Here is a 19,733-nt window from a genome sequence, read left to right on the forward strand (position 1 = left end):
GCGCAATGTGCACAGGAGCGGCGCGATGGTGGTATACTTGCGCGCCTGGATGCAGCCACGGGTGTGGGCTGCTGTACTCTTTTCCATTACAAGCCTTAATACGCTTGCCTAAGAAACATTGCCGCCATGAAGTTTATCATTAAATTGTTCCCTGAAATCACCATCAAAAGCCAATCTGTGCGTTTGCGCTTTATTAAAATTCTCACCGGGAACATTCGTAACGTTTTAAAGCACTACGACGAAACCCTCGCCGTGGTGCGCCACTGGGACCACGTTGAGGTCCGTGCGAAAGACGAAAACAAACGTCAGGATATTCGCGACGCGCTGACCCGTATTCCGGGGATCCACCATATTCTGGAAGTGGAAGATGTCCCGTTCAGCGATATGCACGACATCTTCGAAAAAGCGCTGGTTCAGTACCGCGATCGGATCGAAGGCAAAACCTTTTGCGTGCGCGTGAAGCGTCGCGGTAAGCACGAATTCAGCTCCATTGAAGTGGAACGTTACGTTGGCGGCGGTTTGAACCAGCACGTTGAGACGGCGCGCGTGCGTCTGACCAACCCGGACGTGACCGTTAATCTGGAGATCGAAAACGATCGCCTGCTGTTGGTGAAAGGCCGCTATGAAGGTATCGGCGGCTTCCCGATCGGGACTCAGGAAGATGTTCTGTCCCTGATCTCCGGCGGCTTCGACTCCGGCGTCTCCAGCTATATGCTGATGCGCCGCGGCTGCCGCGTACACTACTGCTTCTTCAACCTGGGCGGCGCGGCGCACGAAATCGGCGTTCGTCAGGTGGCGCATTACCTGTGGAACCGCTTCGGCAGCTCCCACCGCGTGCGTTTCGTGGCAATCAATTTCGAACCAGTGGTCGGCGAGATTCTGGAGAAAGTGGACGACGGCCAGATGGGCGTCATCCTGAAGCGCATGATGGTGCGTGCGGCATCCAAAGTGGCTGAACGCTACGGCGTGCAGGCGCTGGTCACCGGTGAAGCGCTGGGGCAGGTCTCCAGCCAGACGCTGACCAACCTGCGCCTGATCGACAACGTGTCTGATACCCTGATCCTGCGTCCGCTGATCTCCCATGATAAAGAGCACATCATCGATCTGGCGCGCGAAATCGGTACCGAAGATTTTGCCCGCACCATGCCGGAATACTGCGGCGTGATCTCAAAAAGCCCAACGGTGAAAGCGGTGAAGGCGAAGATCGAAGCGGAAGAAGAGAACTTCGATTTCAGCATTCTGGATAAAGTGGTGGAAGAAGCGTCCAACATTGATATCCGCGAGATCGCCCAGCAGACCGAGCAGGAAGTGGTAGAAGTGGAGACCGTGAGCGGTTTCGGCGCGAACGACGCGATTCTGGATATCCGCTCTATTGACGAGCAGGATGACAAGCCGCTGCAGGTTGACGGCGTCGAAGTGGTTTCTCTGCCGTTCTACAAGCTGAGCACGAAGTTTGGCGACCTCGACCAGAGCAAAACGTACCTGCTGTGGTGTGAGCGCGGGGTGATGAGTCGCCTGCAGGCGCTGTATCTGCGCGAGCAGGGCTTTGCCAATGTGAAGGTGTATCGTCCGTAGTTTCTCGCCCGGTGGCGCTTCGCTTACCGGGCCTACGATACCGTGCATTTGTAGGCCGGGTAAGGCGTAGCCGCCACCCGGCTTTTTTTATGCACTACTCTTCATAGTAATTATAAATCCCCGCTGGCATCACCAGCGATGACGCCACTTCGTACGCCTTCTCGCGCCCGACCAGCAGGTCGATAATCTTTAAGCCAAAATCAATCGCGGTGCCCGGGCCCTGGCTGGTCAGCAGGTTGACGCGGGGATCCCAGACGACGCGCTTGTCCACCCATTGATCTTCCGGAATGGTGTCTTTCAGCCCCGGGAAGCCGGTCATGTTGCCAATGGGGAAGATATCGTGTGGAACCAAAACCGTTCCGGCGGCGGCACAAATGGCGGCGACGATGCGGCCGGATAAATGGAACTGACGCACGGTCTCAACCAGCAGCGGGCTGTCACGAAAACATTCCGCGCCCTTCAGCCCGCCGGGCAGCACGATGATGTCGTAATCTCCGTCAGCCACCTGTACCAACGGTGCATCTGCAAGGATTTTCACCCCGCGTGAACAGGTGATTGCCAGATTACCGTCGCTGGCGACGCTGGCGGTGGTGACCTTAATGCCGCCGCGCACCATCAGATCAATGGTGGTGACCGCTTCCATCTCTTCGCTACCAGGGGCGAGGCAGATCAGTGCCGACGCGCTCATATTCACTCTCCTTACGTTTAACCAGGTCATACAGACGGGCGTTTTCCGGCACCGCGATGCCGTGCGCGCGGGCGCGTTTTAGCAGATAGCCGGTGATGTAGTCGATCTCCGTGTGGCGTAATGCCCGAACATCCTGCAGCATCGAGGAGATGTTCTCAGCTGTACTCTCAATAACCTGCTCGACATAACAGCGTAAATCGTCTGCCGAGGTATGCAGCCCTTCCCGCTCAACGACCGCCGCGACTTCTGCACAGAGGGACGCCACCTCCTGCGGATGGTTTTTCAGTTCACCGTTCGGGCAGTTCCACAGCGCCGTCAGCGGGTTGATCACACAGTTAACGGCCAGCTTGCGCCAGAGTTGAGGGCGAATGTGGTTATGCCAGGCCACGTCCGGGAGCACCTTCTGCAGCACATCGGCAAGATAGCTGTAGTCCCCATCCTGCGTTCTGGCAGGCCCGATGTGCGTCACACCGCTGGCGACATGCACGATGATGTTGCCGTCGCGGCGCGCAGCGTGGGTGGTCGTTGCCATCAGCAGGGGCTGCGGAACGCTTTTCAGCTCATCCAGGGTCCCCATGCCGTTATGCAGCAGCAGTATGGGCGAAGTGGGGGGGAGCTGCGCGGCCAGCGTTTTTACTGCGTCTGAGACCTGCCACGCTTTAAGCGTCACCAGTAAAAGGTCGCTTTGCGCCAGGAAATCAGGATCGTTCGCGGTGAGGGATTCGTTAAAGATGCTTCCGTCTTCACCAATCAGGTTTACACTGCAATAAGGCTGGGGCACGCGCAGCCAGCCCTGAACCTCATGTCCGTGCTTGCACAGTGCGGTCAGCCACAGCTGACCAAGCGCTCCGCATCCGAGCACCGTAATTTTCATTGTTCCTCCTCACCTGCAACTGCGCCAGGTGTTACAGCTTAATTATACAGCTAAGCTTCTGTTGAGTTATGCCTCGTAGCGGGTATTATGCAACGCAACAAAAGTGAAGGGAGAAGAAAAGATGCCATCTTTCGATATTGTTTCCGAAGTTGATATCCAGGAAGTTCGCAACGGCGTTGAGAACGCAACCCGCGAAGTTGAGTCACGTTTCGATTTTCGTGGCGTTGAGGCGTCGTTTGAGCTGAACGATGCAAATAAGACCATTAAGGTGCTGAGCGAGTCTGATTTCCAGGTGAATCAGTTGCTCGACATTCTGCGCGCCAAGCTGTTGAAGCGCGGCATCGAAGGGACGTCCCTGGATGTGCCGGACGAGTTTGTGCACAGCGGTAAGAACTGGTTTGTTGAAGCGAAGCTGAAGCAGGGCATCGAGAGCGCGGTGCAGAAGAAGATCGTGAAGCTCATCAAAGACAGCAAGCTGAAGGTGCAGGCGCAGATCCAGGGCGAGGAAATTCGCGTCACCGGTAAGTCCCGCGACGACCTGCAGTCCGTGATGGCGCTGGTGCGCGGCGGCGACCTGGGGCAACCGTTCCAGTTTAAAAACTTCCGCGACTAATATAAAAAGCCCGGTTTACCCGGGCTTTTTTTCACGCTTTCAGCGCCTGCTCGACCTCGAAGCGGTTGGTCACCTTGCTGTCAATTTTGACATAAGCGCTGCGCTCCTCGGGAACAATCAGCACCTCTGTGACCCCTTCTTTTCCTTCCAGACGCTGCTTCAGCGCGTCGCTAATCTCTACGTCATCCGGGATCTCAACCCGCAGGCTGCTCACGTAGCGCGGCTCTTTCATGGTGCCGGCGACCAGCAGCCAGACTGTCGCCAGCAGCGCGCCCGCGAGAAACACGGTTTGCGAATCAAAGAGTCCGTCCACCCAGCCGCCAAGCGAGCCGCCGATCGCCACGCCGAGAAACTGGCTGGTGGAGTAAATGCCCATCGCCGTGCCTTTGTAACCGGCGGGGGACTCTTTGCTGATCAGCGACGGCAGCAGGGCTTCCATCAGGTTAAACGCCAGGAAGAACAACTGTACCCCGGCGATCAGCTCCCAGAAGTGCGGGCCGGCGCCCCAGAGCACGATCTCGGCAATAAGCAGGAGCGCCACGCAGCCCACGAAGACGCGCTTCATTTTGCGCTTCACTTCGGCGTAGATGATGAACGGCACGACGGAGACAAACGAAATCAACATCGTGACCAGATAGATTTTCCAGTGCTCAGCCGCCGGGAAACCCGCTGCGGCAAGCTGGCCGGGAAGGGCGACAAAGGTCGACATCAGCAGAATGTGCAGGCACATAATGCCAAAATTCAGCTTAAGCAGGCGCGGCTCGACAATCACCTTGCTGAAGCAGCCTTTAACCATCCCCGACTCACGGTTGAGGACGTGGTTTTTGCTGTCCGGCACCACCCACAGGGTTAAGGCAATGCCGAGGGTCGCCAGCACGGCAATCATCCAGAACAGGGCGTGCAGGCCGAGCGCATGGGTGATTATCGGGCCCAGCACCATCGCAATCGCAAACGTCACGCCAAAGCTGACGCCGATAAAGGCCATGGCTTTGGTGCGGTTCTGCTCGCGGGTTAAGTCTGACAGCAGCGCCATCACCGCGGCGGCAATCGCGCCGGAGCCCTGCAGGGCGCGGCCAAGAATAATCCCCCAGATGGAGTGGGAGAGGGCGGCAATGACGCTTCCGAGCACAAAGACCAGCAGCCCGCCGACAATCAGCGGTTTGCGGCCCACCCGGTCAGAGAGCAGGCCAAACGGGATCTGGAACACCGCCTGCGCCAGACCATAAATGCCAATGGCGAGGCCAATCAGCGCCTCGCTGGCCCCCTGCAGCGCCATACCGTATGTGGTCAGAACAGGCAGGACCATAAACATGCCAAGCATCCGTAGCGAGTAGACAGTCCCTAAGCCCCAGGTCGCGCGCAGCTCGCCTGGCGTCATTTTATAATCGTTCATTACCACCTCAGTTCAAAAGCAGGCCATAGTGTAGTGCGGGGAAGGGGCGGGGTAAATAAAGGGTTATTTAACAAATATTACATGCGTTATTAATAGATTCGGCGAATAAAAAAGGGTGCCGAAGCACCCCTTTATTTACCTGTTGTGGCTTACCAGACGTAAGTCAGCAGGTTATGTGAATCTGGCACCATGAAGTCCACGGACATCATCACGGACAGCGAGGTGATGGCCACAATCGAGAACACAAACAGCTTGCGCGCCCAGACTTTGTCATCTTCCACTTTGTAACCGCGCAGCGCCATGCCGAGCCACCAGACGCTCACCGCAGCCGCTACCGCCAGATATTTGTATCCGGCGTAACCACCCAGAGAGAGCATCAGCGTTGCCACGGCAAAGGCGATGATGTACAGCGTGATGTGGTTCTTGGCAACGGAGATGCCCTTCACGACCGGCAGAACCGGGATGTTCGCCGCCTGATAATCCTTAAAGCGGAAAATTGCGATGGCATAGGAGTGCGGCATCTGCCACAGGCTAAAGATAGCCAGCAGGATCAGCGCACCGCTGTCGAACTCGTTCGTGACCGCGCAGTAGCCAATCACCGGCGGCGCAGCGCCGGAGAGAGAACCAATCAGCGTGCCGTAGACGGAGTGACGTTTCATATACAGGCTATAGATGCCCACATACACCACGAACCCCATCACCCCCAGCCAGCAGGCCAGCGGGTTAGCACCAAACCACAGCAGCATAAAGCCAGCAATACCCAGCAAGGTGGCGTACACCAGCGAGACGGAAGGGGCGATCAGGCCTTTCACCAGCACCCGATTTTTGGTCCTTTCCATCTTCTTGTCGATATCCATGTCGATGTAGTTGTTAAATACACAACCGGACGCAACAACCAGTGACACACCGACCAGCGTGTAGATAAAGAGGGCGTAATCAATGCTGCCCTTAGAGGCCAGCAGGAACCCTCCGATCACGGAGATCAGGTTGCCAAAGATGATGCCTGGTTTCGTTACTTGCAGGTATTGCTTAAACATACTCGCCGCTCTTAGTGAACCATCATGTTGTAGTTGAGGTTCCACATAATCCAGATGGAACCGACTACCAGGATAGCGATGATAATCACGGTAAAGATAAAGGCGGTCATGTTCCAGCCTTCATCGGACTTGGTGTTCATGTGCAGGAAGCAAACCAGATGCACCAGAATCTGAATCACCGCGGTCACCAGGATTGCTCCCAGGATAACCGGCTTAGACGCAGAACCGCTCATCACCATCCAGAACGGGATCACCGTCAGGATGATCGACAGGATGAAACCTGTCATGTAGGTTTTTACGCTGCCGTGGGAAGCGCCATGATCGTTAGAATGACTCATTACATCGCCCCCATCAGATAGACAACAGAGAACACACAGATCCACACCACGTCCAGGAAGTGCCAGAACAGGCTCAGGCACAGGATACGGGTACGGTTAGTACTGGTCAGGCCGCGACGGGAAATCTGGAACATCAGGACTGCCATCCAGATCAAACCGGAGGTCACGTGCAGACCGTGGGTGCCAACCAGCGCGAAGAACGCGGACAGGAAGCCACTGCGATCCGGGCCGAAGCCTTCCATGATCAGGTGATGGAATTCATAGATTTCCATCCCGATAAATCCAGCACCAAACAGCCAGGTCAACGCCAGCCAGGAGACAACCTGGCTCTTGTTGTTTTTGTACATGGCGATAGCCGCCATGCCGTAGGTGATGGAGCTGAATAACAGCAGTGCGGTTTCAACCAGAACGAACGGCAGTTCAAAGATGTCCTTGCCGGTCGGGCCGCCCGCTGTGCCGTTCACCAGAACGGCATAGGTCGCGAACAGACAGCAGAACAGAATGCAGTCGCTCATCAGGTAGATCCAGAAACCGAAGACTTTGGTCGGTCCTGTATCGTGGTGCGCATGTTCATGCGCGTGGGCAGTTGAGTGCGCCAGAGTATCAGTTGCCATTTTTCAGCCCCGCTTTAGAAATCTCGTCGAAATGCTGATTTTCCAGCTTTTCAACTTCACGGACTGGTACGTAGTAGTCCACGTCCTCGTCAAAGCTCTTCACAATCCAGCTGATTACGATGCCAGCAAAGCCAACAATCGCCATCCACCAGATGTGCCAGATCATTGCGAAACCAAATACCGTTGCGAAGGCGGCAATCACGATGCCCGCACCGCTGTTTTTCGGCATATGGATCTCTTCGTAATGAGCAGGTTGCTTGTACGCTTCACCTTTTTCTTTCATTTCCCAGAATGCGTCACGTTCATGAACCTGAGGCACGATGGCAAAGTTATAGAAAGGCGGTGGAGAAGAGGTCGCCCACTCCAGCGTACGGCCACCCCATGGGTCACCGGTCAGGTCACGGTTCTGGTCGCGGTCGCGAATAGACACGTAGAACTGAATCAGCTGAGACGCGATACCACAGGCAATCAGCACGGCACCGCCCGCTGCAACCATCAGCATTGGGTGGAACTGCGGATCGATCTGCTGGCTCAGACGACGGGTCATACCCATGAAGCCCAGCACGTACAGCGGCATAAAGGCGACGAAGAAGCCGATGATCCAGAACCAGAACGCGCGTTTACCCCATTTTTCGTTCAGCGTGAAGCCGAACGCTTTTGGCCACCAGTAGGTTACGCCAGCGAAGCAGCCGAAGACCACGCCACCGATGATAACGTTATGGAAGTGCGCAATCAGGAACAGACTGTTGTGCAGAACGAAGTCAGCACCCGGTACCGCCAGCAGTACGCCGGTCATCCCACCTACGGAGAAGGTCACGATGAAGCCGATGGTCCACAGCATTGCTGAGTGGAACACGATACGGCCCTGATACATGGTGAACAGCCAGTTGAAGATCTTCACCCCGGTCGGGATGGCGATAATCATGGTGGTAATACCGAAGAAGGCGTTTACGTTCGCGCCCGCACCCATGGTGAAGAAGTGGTGCAGCCAAACGATGAACGACAGAACGGTAATACACACGGTTGCCCACACCAGAGAGGTGTAACCAAACAGACGTTTACGCGAGAAGGTTGCCGCGATTTCGGAGAACACACCGAATACAGGCAGAACCAGGATGTAAACTTCCGGGTGACCCCATGCCCAAATCAGGTTGATGTACATCATCATGTTGCCACCCATATCGTTCGTGAAGAAATGGGTGCCCAGGTAGCGGTCCAGGGTCAGCAGCGCGATGGTAACAGTCAGAATTGGGAAGGACGCAATAATCAGGATGTTGGCGCACAGAGATGCCCAGGTAAATACCGGCATCTTGAACATGGTCATGCCAGGGGCACGCATCTTGATAATGGTCACGAAGAAGTTGATACCGGTCAGGGTCGTACCGACACCGGAGAGCTGAAGCGCCCAAATCCAGTAGTCGACGCCAACGCCCGGGCTGTACTCAATTCCTGACAGCGGTGGGTAAGCCAGCCAGCCGGTCTGCGCGAATTCGCCCACGCCCAGTGACAGGTTAACCAGAATAACGCCGACAACGGTGAACCAGAAGCTCAGGTTGTTCAGGAACGGGAACGCCACGTCGCGCGCGCCGATTTGCAGCGGAACGACCACGTTCATCAGACCGATAACCAGCGGCATCGCCACGAAGAAGATCATGATAACGCCGTGGGCGGTAAAGATCTGATCGTAGTGGTGCGGTGGCAGGAAGCCGGCTTCACCCGCAGACGCGAGCGCCTGCTGGCTACGCATCATGATCGCATCCGCAAAGCCACGAATTAACATGACGATACCGACGATGCAGTACATGATACCGAGTTTTTTGTGGTCAACCGAAGTCAGCCACTCATTCCACAGGTAGCTCCACTTACCGAAGTAAGTGATCAGGCCAACTAAGGCCGCGCCACCGATGATAATTGCAGCCACCGTAACCATGATAATCGGTTCATGGTAGGGCACTGCATCCAGTGTCAATTTTCCGAACATTTTCTTCCTCGGCCCCTTAGTGAGCGGTTTCCGCGTGGCTCATGTCCATGCCTTCCATACCTTCGTGCGCGCTGTGCTCGCCTTCTGGCTGGGTCATGTCCATGCTCTTGCCGTGATCCATAAATTTGCCAATAACGTCTTTGAACAAATCAGGCTTCACGTTAGAGAAGTACTCCACCTTGTTGTATTCGCTAGGTGCAGCCACTTTTTCGAACGCCGCCATGTCAGACATGGTGTTTGGAGACTGTTTCGCTTTTTCAACCCACTGGTCGAAAGCGGCACGGTCTGGCGTTGCAATAGCTTTGAACTTCATACCTGAGAAGCCCGGGCCGCTATAGCTGGCGGAGATACCATCGTAGGTGCCTGCTTCATTCGCGATCAGATGCAGGTTAGTCTGCATACCGGCCATCGCGTAAATCTGGCTACCCAGACGCGGGATGAAGAAGGAGTTCATTACGGAGTTGGAGGTCACTTTGAACTGAACCGGAGTGTTCGCCGGGAAGGCGATTTCATTCACGGTGGCAATGCCCTGCTCTGGATAGATGAAGAACCATTTCCAGTCCATGGAGACCACTTCAATGGTAATCGGTTTTTCATCGTGAACCAGCGGCTTGCTTGGCTCAAGTGCGTGAGTGGTTTTCCAGGTCAGTACGGCAAGGAACAGGATGATCAGGATAGGTACCGTCCAGACCACAGCTTCCACTTTATTGGAGTGTGACCAGTTCGGGCTATACTTCGCATCTTTATTGCTCGCACGATACTTCCAGGCGAAACCAACAGCCATCAAAATGGCTGGAATAACCACAATCAACATCAGGCCAAAAGCCGTCAATATCAGTGAACGTTGTTCCAGTCCAATCTGTCCTTTGGGGTCTAGTAGTGCAGAATCACAGCCACTGAGTAATACAGTGCCTGCGAATAATGACAACCATCCCAAACTTTTATTGTATTTCCTGAGTCTCATTTAACGACCTCAATTCCACGGGAGTCTGGTGGCGTTTAAAGTGTGCGGGCATTTTACGGGAAGGTTACATTACTGTAAACATCATTAGGCCTGTGTCAGGAAGGTGTTACCGGGTTCTGCCGCACGTGTCACAAGTGTTGCAAATTATGTCGGTTTTTATGACCGAAGCCGCATGAGATGGGCTTTATAACGAAAGGACCCCCAAGCATACCCTAAAAGGGACAATTGGTATAACCATTGTTAAAAATAAACAAAAAATTAACAATTAATTATCAATAAAAAGACATCTAAAAAACGAAAAATCAAACTATCGCATGCTGAATCGTTTAATGAAAAATAGCGTTTTGGAACCAGAGCCAATAATTTCCAAATCCTATCCCGCACAAAACAACAAATATTTTTTTTAGTCGATGGTGGCTATTTCACCGTTATAATTTCGGTTGGTGATTACAACGGGAAATAACCTTTCGCATTTTTCTTCAGGTCAGCTGCGTTTTACGCAACGCCATGAAATCGAGCAGACCGCCCGTCAGGATCCCAACGATGGCCAGCAGGGCTCCGGCGTCCAGCAGAAGGGCCTCAAACGGGAGCGCCAGTGGTGTGCTGGCATTAATAATGAGCACGATAAGCCAGAGTGCCAGCGCAACGCAGCCCATCATTAACAGACGTAACGCAAAACGGTAGGCGCGGTGATATTCCGTTCGTGGCATAAAGTGTTCGGTCCGCTGGGTATATTCCAGCGTCTGGCGACAGACCAGCAACAATAAAATCCCCGGCACGGCAGCCACGACGGAGAAAAGATAAAACGTTGGCCAACCGTGGGCTTCCACAAACCAGCCGGCAATCGGACCTACGTAAACGCGGCCAACGGCAGAGAGCGCCGAGAGCAGCGCGAACTGCGTGGCGGAAAATGACTTGTTGCACAGGGTCATCAGCAGGGCGACAAAGGCTGCTGTCCCCATACCGCCGCAGAGATTTTCGAAGAACACCGCAGCGGCCATGCTGATCATATGTTTGTCGGTAATCGACAGCAGCCAGTAGCCCGCGTTAGAGGCGCCCTGAAGAATGCCGAAGATCAGCAGTGCGCGAAACAGCGTCAGGCGCTGCATCAGCACGCCACCGTAAAGTGCCCCGACAATGGTTGCAAACAGCCCCAGCGTTTTATTCACTACCCCCACTTCACCGGCATCAAAACCGACACCGCGGATCAGGAAGGTGGTGGTCAGGCTCATGGCAAAGGCGTCGCCAAGCTTATAAAGGACGATCAGCAGCAGGATCAGCCAGGCGTTGTTGCGGCCAAAGAAGTCGCGCAGCGGTTCGGCCACGGCCTGCTCCAGCGAGCGGGGAACCGGAATAACGTCGCTCGGTTCGGGGGCAAAGAGCGTGGCGATAATGCAGGGGATAAGCAGGGTGGCCATTAGCCAGTACATGCCCTGCCAGCCGAGGTAACGGTCGGCAAGCCACAGCGCCAGCCCGCCGGAGACCAGCATCCCGAGGCGATAGCCCAGCACGCTGATGGCCGCACCGGCACCGCGTTCTTCCGCAGGTAACACGTCCGTCTTCCAGGCGTCGAACACGATATCCTGAGAGGCGGAACAGAAGGCAATCACCACCGCAAGCGCGGCCATCCAGCGCAGCTGCGTGGTGGGCTCAAGAAACCCCATCGCCGCGATGGCCAGCAGCAGCAGGACCTGCGTCATCACCAGCCAGCCGCGGCGACGCCCGAGGAACGGCGGCGTATAGCGATCCATCACCGGCGACCACAGGAACTTGAAAACATAGGCCTGACCGACAAGCGAGAAGAAACCAATGGTTTTGAGATCGATGTTCTCGACCGTCATCCACGCCTGAAGCGTGCCGGAGGTGAGCGCGAGGGGTAAACCCGAGGCAAAGCCGAGGATCAGCAGAATCGCTGATTTCGGTTGCTGGAAAATGCGTAAGTAATGGCTGGACATGTTCTTATAAGACTGACCCGGTGTTACACCGGGTCAGTGAGCAGGATTAACGTGCGTTCTGCTTGATAAAGTCGTGGATGCTGGTGTCCTGCGCCATATCGGCGATGGTATCGGTCAGCACGCTGTTAACGGCGTTAGCAATGTTCTGGTTGGATGCCTGGAACGCACCTTCAACAGAGTAGCTCGCGCGGTAGTTTTTGGTCATCTTGTTGCCATTCTTCGCGGTGGCAATGATGGCGATATCCGCTTTGGTGGCGATGTTGTAGCGCACGTTGCCCTGTGACACGTCAGCGTACAGGTTGTTGACGATGATCTGCAGATCAACCGCACCGCTTGGGCCGATCATATAGCCGCGAGCGGTCATTTGTTTCTCCAGCACTTCCTGCAGCAGGAAGCGCAGGTCACGTGACGCGGTGAGCGTCACCTGCTGGTTATCGCGGGTCACTTTTGCCAGCGCCTGATCCTGACGCTGATCGGCACCGTTAATGCTCACGGTGACGCCCATCAGGCTTGGGTCCTGCTGAGGCAGGGTGATTTTTGGTGAGACATCAATGGTGGTAGGCGGGGTAGCACAGCCTGCCAGCATAAAAAGGGCTACCAATGGAAAGAAGAGTTTTTTTAACATTTTTAAGTTCTCACGAATCGTAAGCATAATAGAGAGAAAAATTGCCGCCATCATAACATCGCCAACGGTCAGGGGAAGTGGTCAACGCATGTAAATTCATCGTCTTGTCTGAAAACTGACCAGCTCACTCATTTTCTCCTTTCACGGATGATAAAAGGTATGAGCCTCACAGTTAACTTCATTCGTTTGAATGAGAAAATCGGACGAAAGCTAAATATTTGTTGTCAATGTGTAATGGAAACGGTAAAAGCGGCTAATATTTAAAGGGATGGGTGACATCCTGGCGTTGTCGGAGGAGTAATTTCATGATGATACGTGAGCATATAGAAGATAAATTAAGGGCAGCGTTCAACCCTGTGTTCCTCGAAGTCGTCGACGAAAGCTATCGTCATAACGTACCGGCAGGTTCTGAAAGCCACTTTAAAGTGGTTCTGGTTAGCGATCGCTTCACGGGAGAACGTTTCCTGAACCGACATCGCTTGATCTACAGCACCTTGACGGAAGAGCTCTCCACGACCGTGCATGCGCTGGCACTGCATACCTACACCATTAAGGAATGGGAAGGCTTGCAGGATACGGTTTTCGCATCGCCGCCCTGTCGCGGTGCAGGCACTATCGCCTGATAAATCGGATTTGCAACGGCTGGAGCTTTTCCAGTATGTTGCTTACAGATTTCCCCAAAACGGCCTTCGGGCCGTTTTGTTTTGTCTGAGTTTTGAGCGGATGGTGCGATTTTAAGGCTAAAAATAGCCTTAAAGTGTGAAAAAAGCCGCAGCAACATGCCCCAACCGTTCTCGACTCACCTAAGTGATGCCGCTATAATGCCGCGTCTTATTGAATGTCTTCGGGATGATTCTGGCGACAGGGAATGTGAATCTGCACTAAGAGAGCATCCCGGTATAACAGACAGATTCAGAGTTGACCGAGCACTGTGATTTTTTTGAGGTAACAAGATGCAAGTTTCAGTTGAAACCACTCAAGGCCTTGGCCGCCGTGTAACGATTACTATCGCTGCTGACAGCATCGAAACTGCTGTGAAAAGCGAGCTGGTCAACGTAGCAAAAAAAGTACGTATTGACGGCTTCCGTAAGGGCAAAGTACCAATGAATGTTGTTGCTCAGCGTTATGGCGCTTCCGTGCGTCAGGATGTGCTGGGTGAACTGATGAGCCGCAACTTTATCGATGCGATCATCAAAGAAAAAATCAATCCGGCCGGTGCGCCAAACTACGTTCCAGGCGAATACAAACTGGGCGAAGACTTCACCTACTCCGTAGAGTTTGAAGTGTATCCGGAAGTTGAGCTGAAAGGTCTGGAATCTATCGAAGTTGAAAAACCGATTGTCTCCGTGACTGACGAAGACGTTGACGGCATGCTGGACACCCTGCGTAAGCAGCAGGCGAACTGGAAAGAGAAAGAAGGCGCTGTTGACGCGGAAGACCGCGTAACCATCGACTTCACCGGTTCTGTAGACGGCGAAGAGTTCGAAGGCGGCAAAGCGTCTGACTTCGTACTGGCAATGGGCCAGGGTCGAATGATCCCAGGCTTCGAAGACGGTATCAAAGGCCACAAGGCTGGCGAAGAGTTCACCATCGACGTGACCTTCCCGGAAGAGTACCACGCTGAAAACCTGAAAGGTAAAGCAGCGAAGTTCGTCATCAACCTGAAGAAAGTGGAAGAGCGCGAACTGCCAGAACTGACTGAAGAGTTCATCAAACGTTTCGGCGTGGAAGACGGTTCTGTTGCTGGCCTGCGTACCGAAGTGCGTAAAAACATGGAGCGCGAGCTGAACGGTGCTGTGCGTAACCGCGTGAAGTCTCAGGCGATCGAAGGTCTGGTGAAAGCCAACGAAATCGACGTTCCTGCTGCCCTGATCGACAGCGAAATCGACGTTCTGCGCCGTCAGGCTGCACAGCGTTTCGGTGGCAACCAGCAGCAAGCGATGGAACTGCCGCGCGAGCTGTTCGAAGAGCAGGCAAAACGCCGCGTTGTGGTTGGCCTGCTGCTGGGCGAAGTGATTCGTACCCACGAGCTGAAAGCTGACGAAGAGCGTGTGAAAGGCCTGATCGAAGAGATGGCTTCTGCATACGAAGATCCATCAGAAGTGATCGAGTTCTACGGTAAGAACAAAGAGCTGATGGACAACATGCGCAACGTTGCCCTGGAAGAGCAGGCGGTTGAAGCGGTACTGGCGAAAGCGAAAGTGACCGAAAAAGCGACCTCTTTCAACGAACTGATGAACCAGCAGGCATAATTTCGCCCCAACGGTTTAAAGTTTGAACAGAAAACCCGTTGCCTTGCGGCAGCGGGTTTTTTTTATCGCAGCTAGAGCCCAGGAAGAGTGCTAAAACGCCCTTTCGGTGTTAGCGTAACAACAAAAGGTTGTTATGCTTGAAATAGGGCACTGTGAACCCCATAAGTACGTAATCATGATGAATGAGACTGGCTGATAATCCGTCCGTAAGGTTACAATCAGTACAGCAGGTGTTTTCAATTTTGATCCAGGAGACGGAAATGTCATACAGTGGCGAACGAGATAACTTTGCACCCCATATGGCTCTGGTGCCAATGGTTATTGAACAGACCTCACGTGGTGAGCGTTCTTTTGATATCTATTCCCGTCTGCTCAAGGAACGCGTTATCTTTCTGACCGGCCAGGTGGAAGACCACATGGCTAACCTGATCGTGGCGCAGATGCTGTTTCTGGAAGCGGAAAACCCGGAAAAAGACATTTACCTGTACATTAACTCCCCGGGTGGCGTGATTACCGCAGGGATGTCCATTTATGACACCATGCAATTCATCAAACCGGATGTCAGCACGATCTGTATGGGTCAGGCCGCATCTATGGGCGCGTTCCTGTTAACCGCAGGGGCGAAGGGTAAGCGTTTCTGCTTGCCGAATTCCCGCGTGATGATTCACCAGCCGCTGGGCGGTTACCAGGGCCAGGCGACGGATATTGAAATCCACGCCCGCGAAATCCTGAAAGTAAAAGCGCGCATGAATGAACTTATGGCGCAGCATACGGGTCAACCTCTCGAGCAGATCGAGCGCGATACCGAGCGCGATCGCTTCCTCTCTGCTTCAGAGGCAGTTGAGTACGGCTTAGTCGACTCCGTGTTGACCCATCGTAATTGATGCCCGCGACGCGAGTGTGCCGCTATACTAAGGTAGGGCGGCACGCTGCTTGATGCAGCTTGCGTCTTAGAATGGCATTTGCGTCGTCATGTGCGGCACAAAGAACTTAAAAAGAGGTTTGGACTCATGACAGATAAACGCAAAGATGGTTCGGGCAAACTGCTGTACTGCTCTTTTTGCGGCAAAAGCCAGCATGAAGTGCGTAAACTGATTGCCGGGCCGTCCGTGTATATCTGCGACGAATGCGTCGATTTATGTAACGACATCATTCGCGAAGAGATTAAAGAAGTCGCACCGCACCGTGAGCGCAGTGCGCTGCCAACGCCGCATGAAATTCGTCATCACCTTGACGACTACGTCATCGGCCAGGAGCAGGCCAAGAAAGTGCTGGCGGTAGCGGTCTATAACCACTACAAACGCCTGCGTAACGGCGATACCAGCAATGGCGTGGAACTGGGTAAAAGTAACATTCTGCTCATCGGCCCAACCGGTTCCGGTAAAACGCTGCTGGCTGAAACCCTGGCGCGTCTGCTTGATGTTCCGTTCACCATGGCGGATGCCACCACCCTGACCGAAGCCGGTTACGTGGGTGAGGACGTCGAAAACATCATCCAGAAACTGCTGCAGAAGTGCGATTACGACGTACAGAAAGCCCAGCGCGGGATTGTTTACATCGATGAGATCGACAAGATCTCCCGTAAATCCGACAACCCGTCCATCACTCGTGACGTATCGGGTGAAGGCGTACAGCAGGCACTGCTGAAGCTGATCGAAGGTACGGTTGCCGCCGTTCCGCCACAGGGTGGTCGTAAACATCCGCAGCAGGAGTTCCTGCAGGTTGATACCTCCAAGATCCTGTTCATCTGTGGCGGTGCCTTTGCTGGTCTGGATAAAGTTATCTCTCACCGTGTCGAAACCGGCTCCGGCATTGGTTTTGGCGCAACGGTGAAATCCACATCCGAAAAACCGAACGAAGGCGAGCTCCTGGCACAGGTTGAACCAGAAGATCTGATCAAATTCGGTCTGATCCCTGAATTCATCGGTCGTCTGCCGGTTGTGGCTACGCTGAATGAGCTGAGTGAAGAGGCGCTGATCCAGATCCTGAAAGAGCCGAAAAATGCGCTGACCAAGCAGTATCAGGCGCTGTTCAATCTGGAAGGGGTTGATCTGGAATTCCGCGACGAAGCGCTGGATGCGATTGCCAAAAAAGCAATGAGCCGCAAAACCGGCGCGCGTGGCCTGCGTTCTATCGTTGAAGCGGCACTGCTCGACACCATGTACGATCTGCCGTCGATGGAAGACGTTGAGAAAGTGGTGATTGACGAGTCGGTCATCAGCGGTCAAACCAAACCGTTGCTCATTTATGGCAAACCGGAAGCCCAGCAGGCATCTGGCGAATAATTCACCAAATCATACAAGCATTTAATCAAAAAGGGGGGGTTTTATCTCCCCTTTACTTTTTCCGTATTCATAGCGTTGAATGTGTGGGAAACATCCCCATATACTGGATACATGTTAATGGTTATGTGAAGCACAGTGACATGACCAGCTTACCTGGCGGACACTAACTAAGAGAGAGCTCTATGAATCCTGAGCGTTCTGAACGCATTGAAATCCCCGTATTGCCGTTGCGCGATGTGGTGGTTTATCCGCACATGGTCATACCCTTATTTGTAGGGCGGGAAAAATCTATCCGTTGCCTCGAAGCCGCTATGGATCATGATAAAAAAATCATGCTGGTGGCGCAGAAAGAAGCATCAACGGATGAGCCGGGTGTAAACGATCTTTTCACCGTCGGGACCGTGGCCTCTATTTTGCAGATGCTGAAGCTGCCTGACGGCACCGTGAAGGTGCTGGTAGAAGGCCTGCAGCGTGCGCGTATTACCACTCTGTCAGACGACGGCGAACACTTCTCTGCGAAGGCAGAGTACCTTGATTCGCCTGAACTTGATGAGCGCGAACAGGAAGTGCTGGTGCGCACCGCGATTAGCCAGTTTGAAGGCTATATCAAGCTGAACAAGAAAATCCCACCAGAAGTGCTGACGTCGCTGAACAGCATCGACGATCCTGCACGTCTGGCGGACACCATCGCTGCCCATATGCCGCTGAAGCTAGCTGACAAACAGTCCGTGCTGGAAATGTCCGACGTTAACGAACGTCTGGAATACCTGATGGCGATGATGGAGTCTGAAATCGATCTGCTGCAGGTTGAGAAGCGCATTCGCAACCGCGTGAAAAAGCAGATGGAAAAATCTCAGCGTGAGTACTATCTGAATGAGCAAATGAAGGCTATTCAGAAAGAGCTGGGCGAGATGGACGACGCGCCGGACGAAAACGAAGCGCTGAAACGTAAGATCGACGCGGCGAAGATGCCGAAAGAGGCGAAAGAGAAAGCGGAAGCAGAACTGCAGAAGCTGAAAATGATGTCTCCGATGTCGGCTGAAGCGACCGTGGTGCGCGGCTACATTGAGTGGATGGTACAGGTTCCTTGGAACGCCCGCAGCAAGGTCAAAAAAGACCTGCGTCAGGCGCAGGAGATCCTGGATACTGACCATTATGGCCTGGAACGCGTGAAAGACCGCATTCTTGAGTACCTCGCGGTACAGAGCCGTGTAAACAAAATTAAAGGCCCGATTCTGTGCCTGGTAGGACCGCCGGGGGTGGGTAAAACCTCTCTGGGCCAGTCCATCGCTAAAGCGACCGGACGTAAGTATATCCGTATGGCGCTGGGCGGCGTACGCGATGAAGCGGAAATCCGCGGTCACCGCCGTACCTACATCGGTTCTATGCCGGGTAAACTGATCCAGAAGATGGCGAAAGTGGGCGTTAAAAACCCGCTGTTCCTGCTCGATGAGATCGACAAAATGTCGTCGGACATGCGTGGTGACCCGGCGTCTGCGCTGCTGGAAGTACTTGATCCAGAACAGAACGTGGCGTTCAGCGATCACTACCTGGAAGTGGACTACGACCTGAGCGACGTGATGTTCGTGGCGACGTCGAACTCCATGAATATTCCAGCGCCGCTGCTGGACCGTATGGAAGTGATCCGTCTCTCCGGCTATACCGAAGACGAGAAGCTGAACATCGCGAAACAGCACCTGCTGCCGAAACAGATTGAGCGTAACGCGCTGAAAGCCAACGAGCTGACCGTCGAGGACAGCGCGATTATTGGCATCATCCGCTACTATACCCGTGAAGCGGGCGTGCGTAGCCTTGAGCGTGAAATCTCTAAACTGTGCCGTAAGGCGGTGAAACAGCTGTTGCTGGATAAGAGCCTGAAACACATCACGATTAATGGTGATAACCTGCATGCCTATCTCGGCGTTCAGCGCTTCGACTATGGTCGCGCGGATAACGAAAACCGCGTTGGCCAGGTCACCGGTCTGGCATGGACGGAAGTGGGCGGCGATCTGCTGACCATCGAAACCGCCTGTGTACCGGGTAAAGGCAAGCTGACCTATACCGGCTCGCTGGGTGAAGTGATGCAGGAGTCCATTCAGGCGGCGCTGACCGTGGTGCGCGCGCGCGCGGAGAAACTGGGTATCAACCCGGATTTCTACGAAAAACGCGACATCCACGTACACGTACCTGAAGGGGCGACGCCGAAAGATGGTCCAAGCGCGGGTATTGCCATGTGTACCGCTCTGGTTTCTTGCCTGACAGGTAACCCGGTGCGTGCTGATGTGGCAATGACCGGTGAAATCACCCTGCGCGGTCAGGTTCTGCCAATCGGTGGCTTAAAAGAAAAACTGCTGGCGGCGCATCGTGGTGGGATCAAAACCGTATTGATCCCTTACGAAAACAAACGCGATCTGGAAGAGATTCCGGACAACGTGATTGCCGACCTGCAGATCCATCCTGTTAAGCGAATTGAGGAAGTACTTAGTCTCGCATTGCAGAATGAACCGTCCGGAATGCAGGTTGTAACCGCAAAATAGTG

At 54.0% G+C, this 19,733-nt stretch carries 17 protein-coding genes; 7 read left to right on the forward strand and 10 right to left on the reverse strand.

From position 1 onward, the window contains the following. The first annotated feature begins 126 nt into the window (after positions 1-126). The gene (thiI, locus tag ACVCAM_RS02450) at positions 127-1,575 is read left to right on the forward strand and encodes a tRNA uracil 4-sulfurtransferase ThiI (protein ID WP_023343485.1); all 1,449 of its coding nucleotides are present in this window, start codon (positions 127-129) and stop codon (positions 1,573-1,575) included. 94 nt (positions 1,576-1,669) lie between these two features. Here the strand turns inward: thiI and yajL are convergent, their stop codons facing one another. Both yajL and panE read right to left on the reverse strand, forming a co-directional pair. Continuing rightward, the gene (gene yajL, locus ACVCAM_RS02455) at positions 1,670-2,263 is read right to left on the reverse strand and encodes a protein deglycase YajL (RefSeq protein ID WP_008503329.1); all 594 of its coding nucleotides are present in this window, start codon (positions 2,261-2,263) and stop codon (positions 1,670-1,672) included. Further along, complete coding sequence (gene panE / locus ACVCAM_RS02460; protein WP_008503328.1) at positions 2,226-3,137, reverse strand: 2-dehydropantoate 2-reductase; 912 nt, start codon at positions 3,135-3,137, stop codon at positions 2,226-2,228. The genes yajL and panE overlap by 38 nt, the downstream gene beginning before the upstream one ends. 121 nt (positions 3,138-3,258) lie before the next feature. Here panE and ACVCAM_RS02465 point away from each other — a divergent pair, with 121 nt between their 5' ends. Next, positions 3,259-3,750 (forward strand): YajQ family cyclic di-GMP-binding protein, encoded by a 492-nt coding sequence (locus tag ACVCAM_RS02465; protein WP_023293165.1) that lies wholly within the window; start codon positions 3,259-3,261, stop codon positions 3,748-3,750. A 31-nt stretch (positions 3,751-3,781) separates the two neighbouring features. Here ACVCAM_RS02465 and ACVCAM_RS02470 read toward each other — a convergent pair whose 3' ends face one another. The 8 genes from ACVCAM_RS02470 to ACVCAM_RS02505 all read right to left on the reverse strand — a co-directional run bounded on the left by ACVCAM_RS02470 (position 3,782) and on the right by ACVCAM_RS02505 (position 12,657). Continuing rightward, positions 3,782-5,143 carry an MFS transporter gene (locus ACVCAM_RS02470; protein WP_407223103.1) on the reverse strand — a complete coding sequence of 454 codons (1,362 nt, stop codon included), beginning with the start codon at positions 5,141-5,143 and terminating at the stop codon, positions 3,782-3,784. A gap of 149 nt (positions 5,144-5,292) precedes the next feature. Then, positions 5,293-6,180, reverse strand: coding sequence for a heme o synthase (gene cyoE, locus ACVCAM_RS02475; protein ID WP_008503325.1), 888 nt, complete (start codon positions 6,178-6,180; stop codon positions 5,293-5,295). A gap of 11 nt (positions 6,181-6,191) precedes the next feature. After that, the gene (locus tag ACVCAM_RS02480; RefSeq protein ID WP_006176899.1) at positions 6,192-6,518 is read right to left on the reverse strand and encodes a cytochrome o ubiquinol oxidase subunit IV; all 327 of its coding nucleotides are present in this window, start codon (positions 6,516-6,518) and stop codon (positions 6,192-6,194) included. After that, positions 6,518-7,132, reverse strand: a complete 615-nt coding sequence (locus ACVCAM_RS02485; protein WP_008503324.1) for a cytochrome o ubiquinol oxidase subunit III — start codon at positions 7,130-7,132, stop codon at positions 6,518-6,520. The genes ACVCAM_RS02480 and ACVCAM_RS02485 overlap by 1 nt, the downstream gene beginning before the upstream one ends. Then, complete coding sequence (gene cyoB / locus ACVCAM_RS02490; RefSeq protein WP_008503323.1) at positions 7,122-9,113, reverse strand: cytochrome o ubiquinol oxidase subunit I; 1,992 nt, start codon at positions 9,111-9,113, stop codon at positions 7,122-7,124. The genes ACVCAM_RS02485 and cyoB overlap by 11 nt, the downstream gene beginning before the upstream one ends. A gap of 16 nt (positions 9,114-9,129) precedes the next feature. After that, positions 9,130-10,077: a cytochrome o ubiquinol oxidase subunit II gene (cyoA, locus tag ACVCAM_RS02495; RefSeq protein ID WP_008503322.1), complete on the reverse strand. Its 948-nt coding sequence runs from the start codon at positions 10,075-10,077 to the stop codon at positions 9,130-9,132. A 479-nt stretch (positions 10,078-10,556) separates the two neighbouring features. After that, positions 10,557-12,032, reverse strand: a complete 1,476-nt coding sequence (gene ampG / locus ACVCAM_RS02500) for a muropeptide MFS transporter AmpG (RefSeq protein WP_025912625.1) — start codon at positions 12,030-12,032, stop codon at positions 10,557-10,559. Between the two features lie 46 nt (positions 12,033-12,078). Further along, positions 12,079-12,657, reverse strand: a complete 579-nt coding sequence (locus ACVCAM_RS02505) for a lipoprotein (protein ID WP_023310568.1) — start codon at positions 12,655-12,657, stop codon at positions 12,079-12,081. Between the two features lie 305 nt (positions 12,658-12,962). Here ACVCAM_RS02505 and bolA point away from each other — a divergent pair, with 305 nt between their 5' ends. The 5 genes from bolA (at position 12,963) to lon (ending at position 19,731) form a co-directional block, all read left to right on the forward strand. Further along, positions 12,963-13,280: a transcriptional regulator BolA gene (gene bolA, locus ACVCAM_RS02510; protein WP_021241655.1), complete on the forward strand. Its 318-nt coding sequence runs from the start codon at positions 12,963-12,965 to the stop codon at positions 13,278-13,280. Positions 13,281-13,610: 330 nt separating this feature from the next. Then, positions 13,611-14,909 carry a trigger factor gene (tig, locus tag ACVCAM_RS02515; RefSeq protein WP_008503318.1) on the forward strand — a complete coding sequence of 433 codons (1,299 nt, stop codon included), beginning with the start codon at positions 13,611-13,613 and terminating at the stop codon, positions 14,907-14,909. Between the two features lie 260 nt (positions 14,910-15,169). Beyond that, a complete protein-coding gene (clpP, locus tag ACVCAM_RS02520) occupies positions 15,170-15,793 on the forward strand; it encodes an ATP-dependent Clp endopeptidase proteolytic subunit ClpP (RefSeq protein WP_008503317.1) in 624 nt (207 codons plus the stop codon). A gap of 126 nt (positions 15,794-15,919) precedes the next feature. Then, on the forward strand, positions 15,920-17,194 hold the full coding sequence (clpX, locus tag ACVCAM_RS02525; protein WP_008503316.1) for an ATP-dependent protease ATP-binding subunit ClpX: 1,275 nt from the start codon (positions 15,920-15,922) through the stop codon (positions 17,192-17,194). 182 nt (positions 17,195-17,376) lie between these two features. Further along, complete coding sequence (gene lon, locus ACVCAM_RS02530; RefSeq protein ID WP_008503315.1) at positions 17,377-19,731, forward strand: endopeptidase La; 2,355 nt, start codon at positions 17,377-17,379, stop codon at positions 19,729-19,731. Positions 19,732-19,733 lie beyond the last annotated feature (2 nt).

The organism is Enterobacter sp. CFEC122 (genome assembly GCF_052983755.1).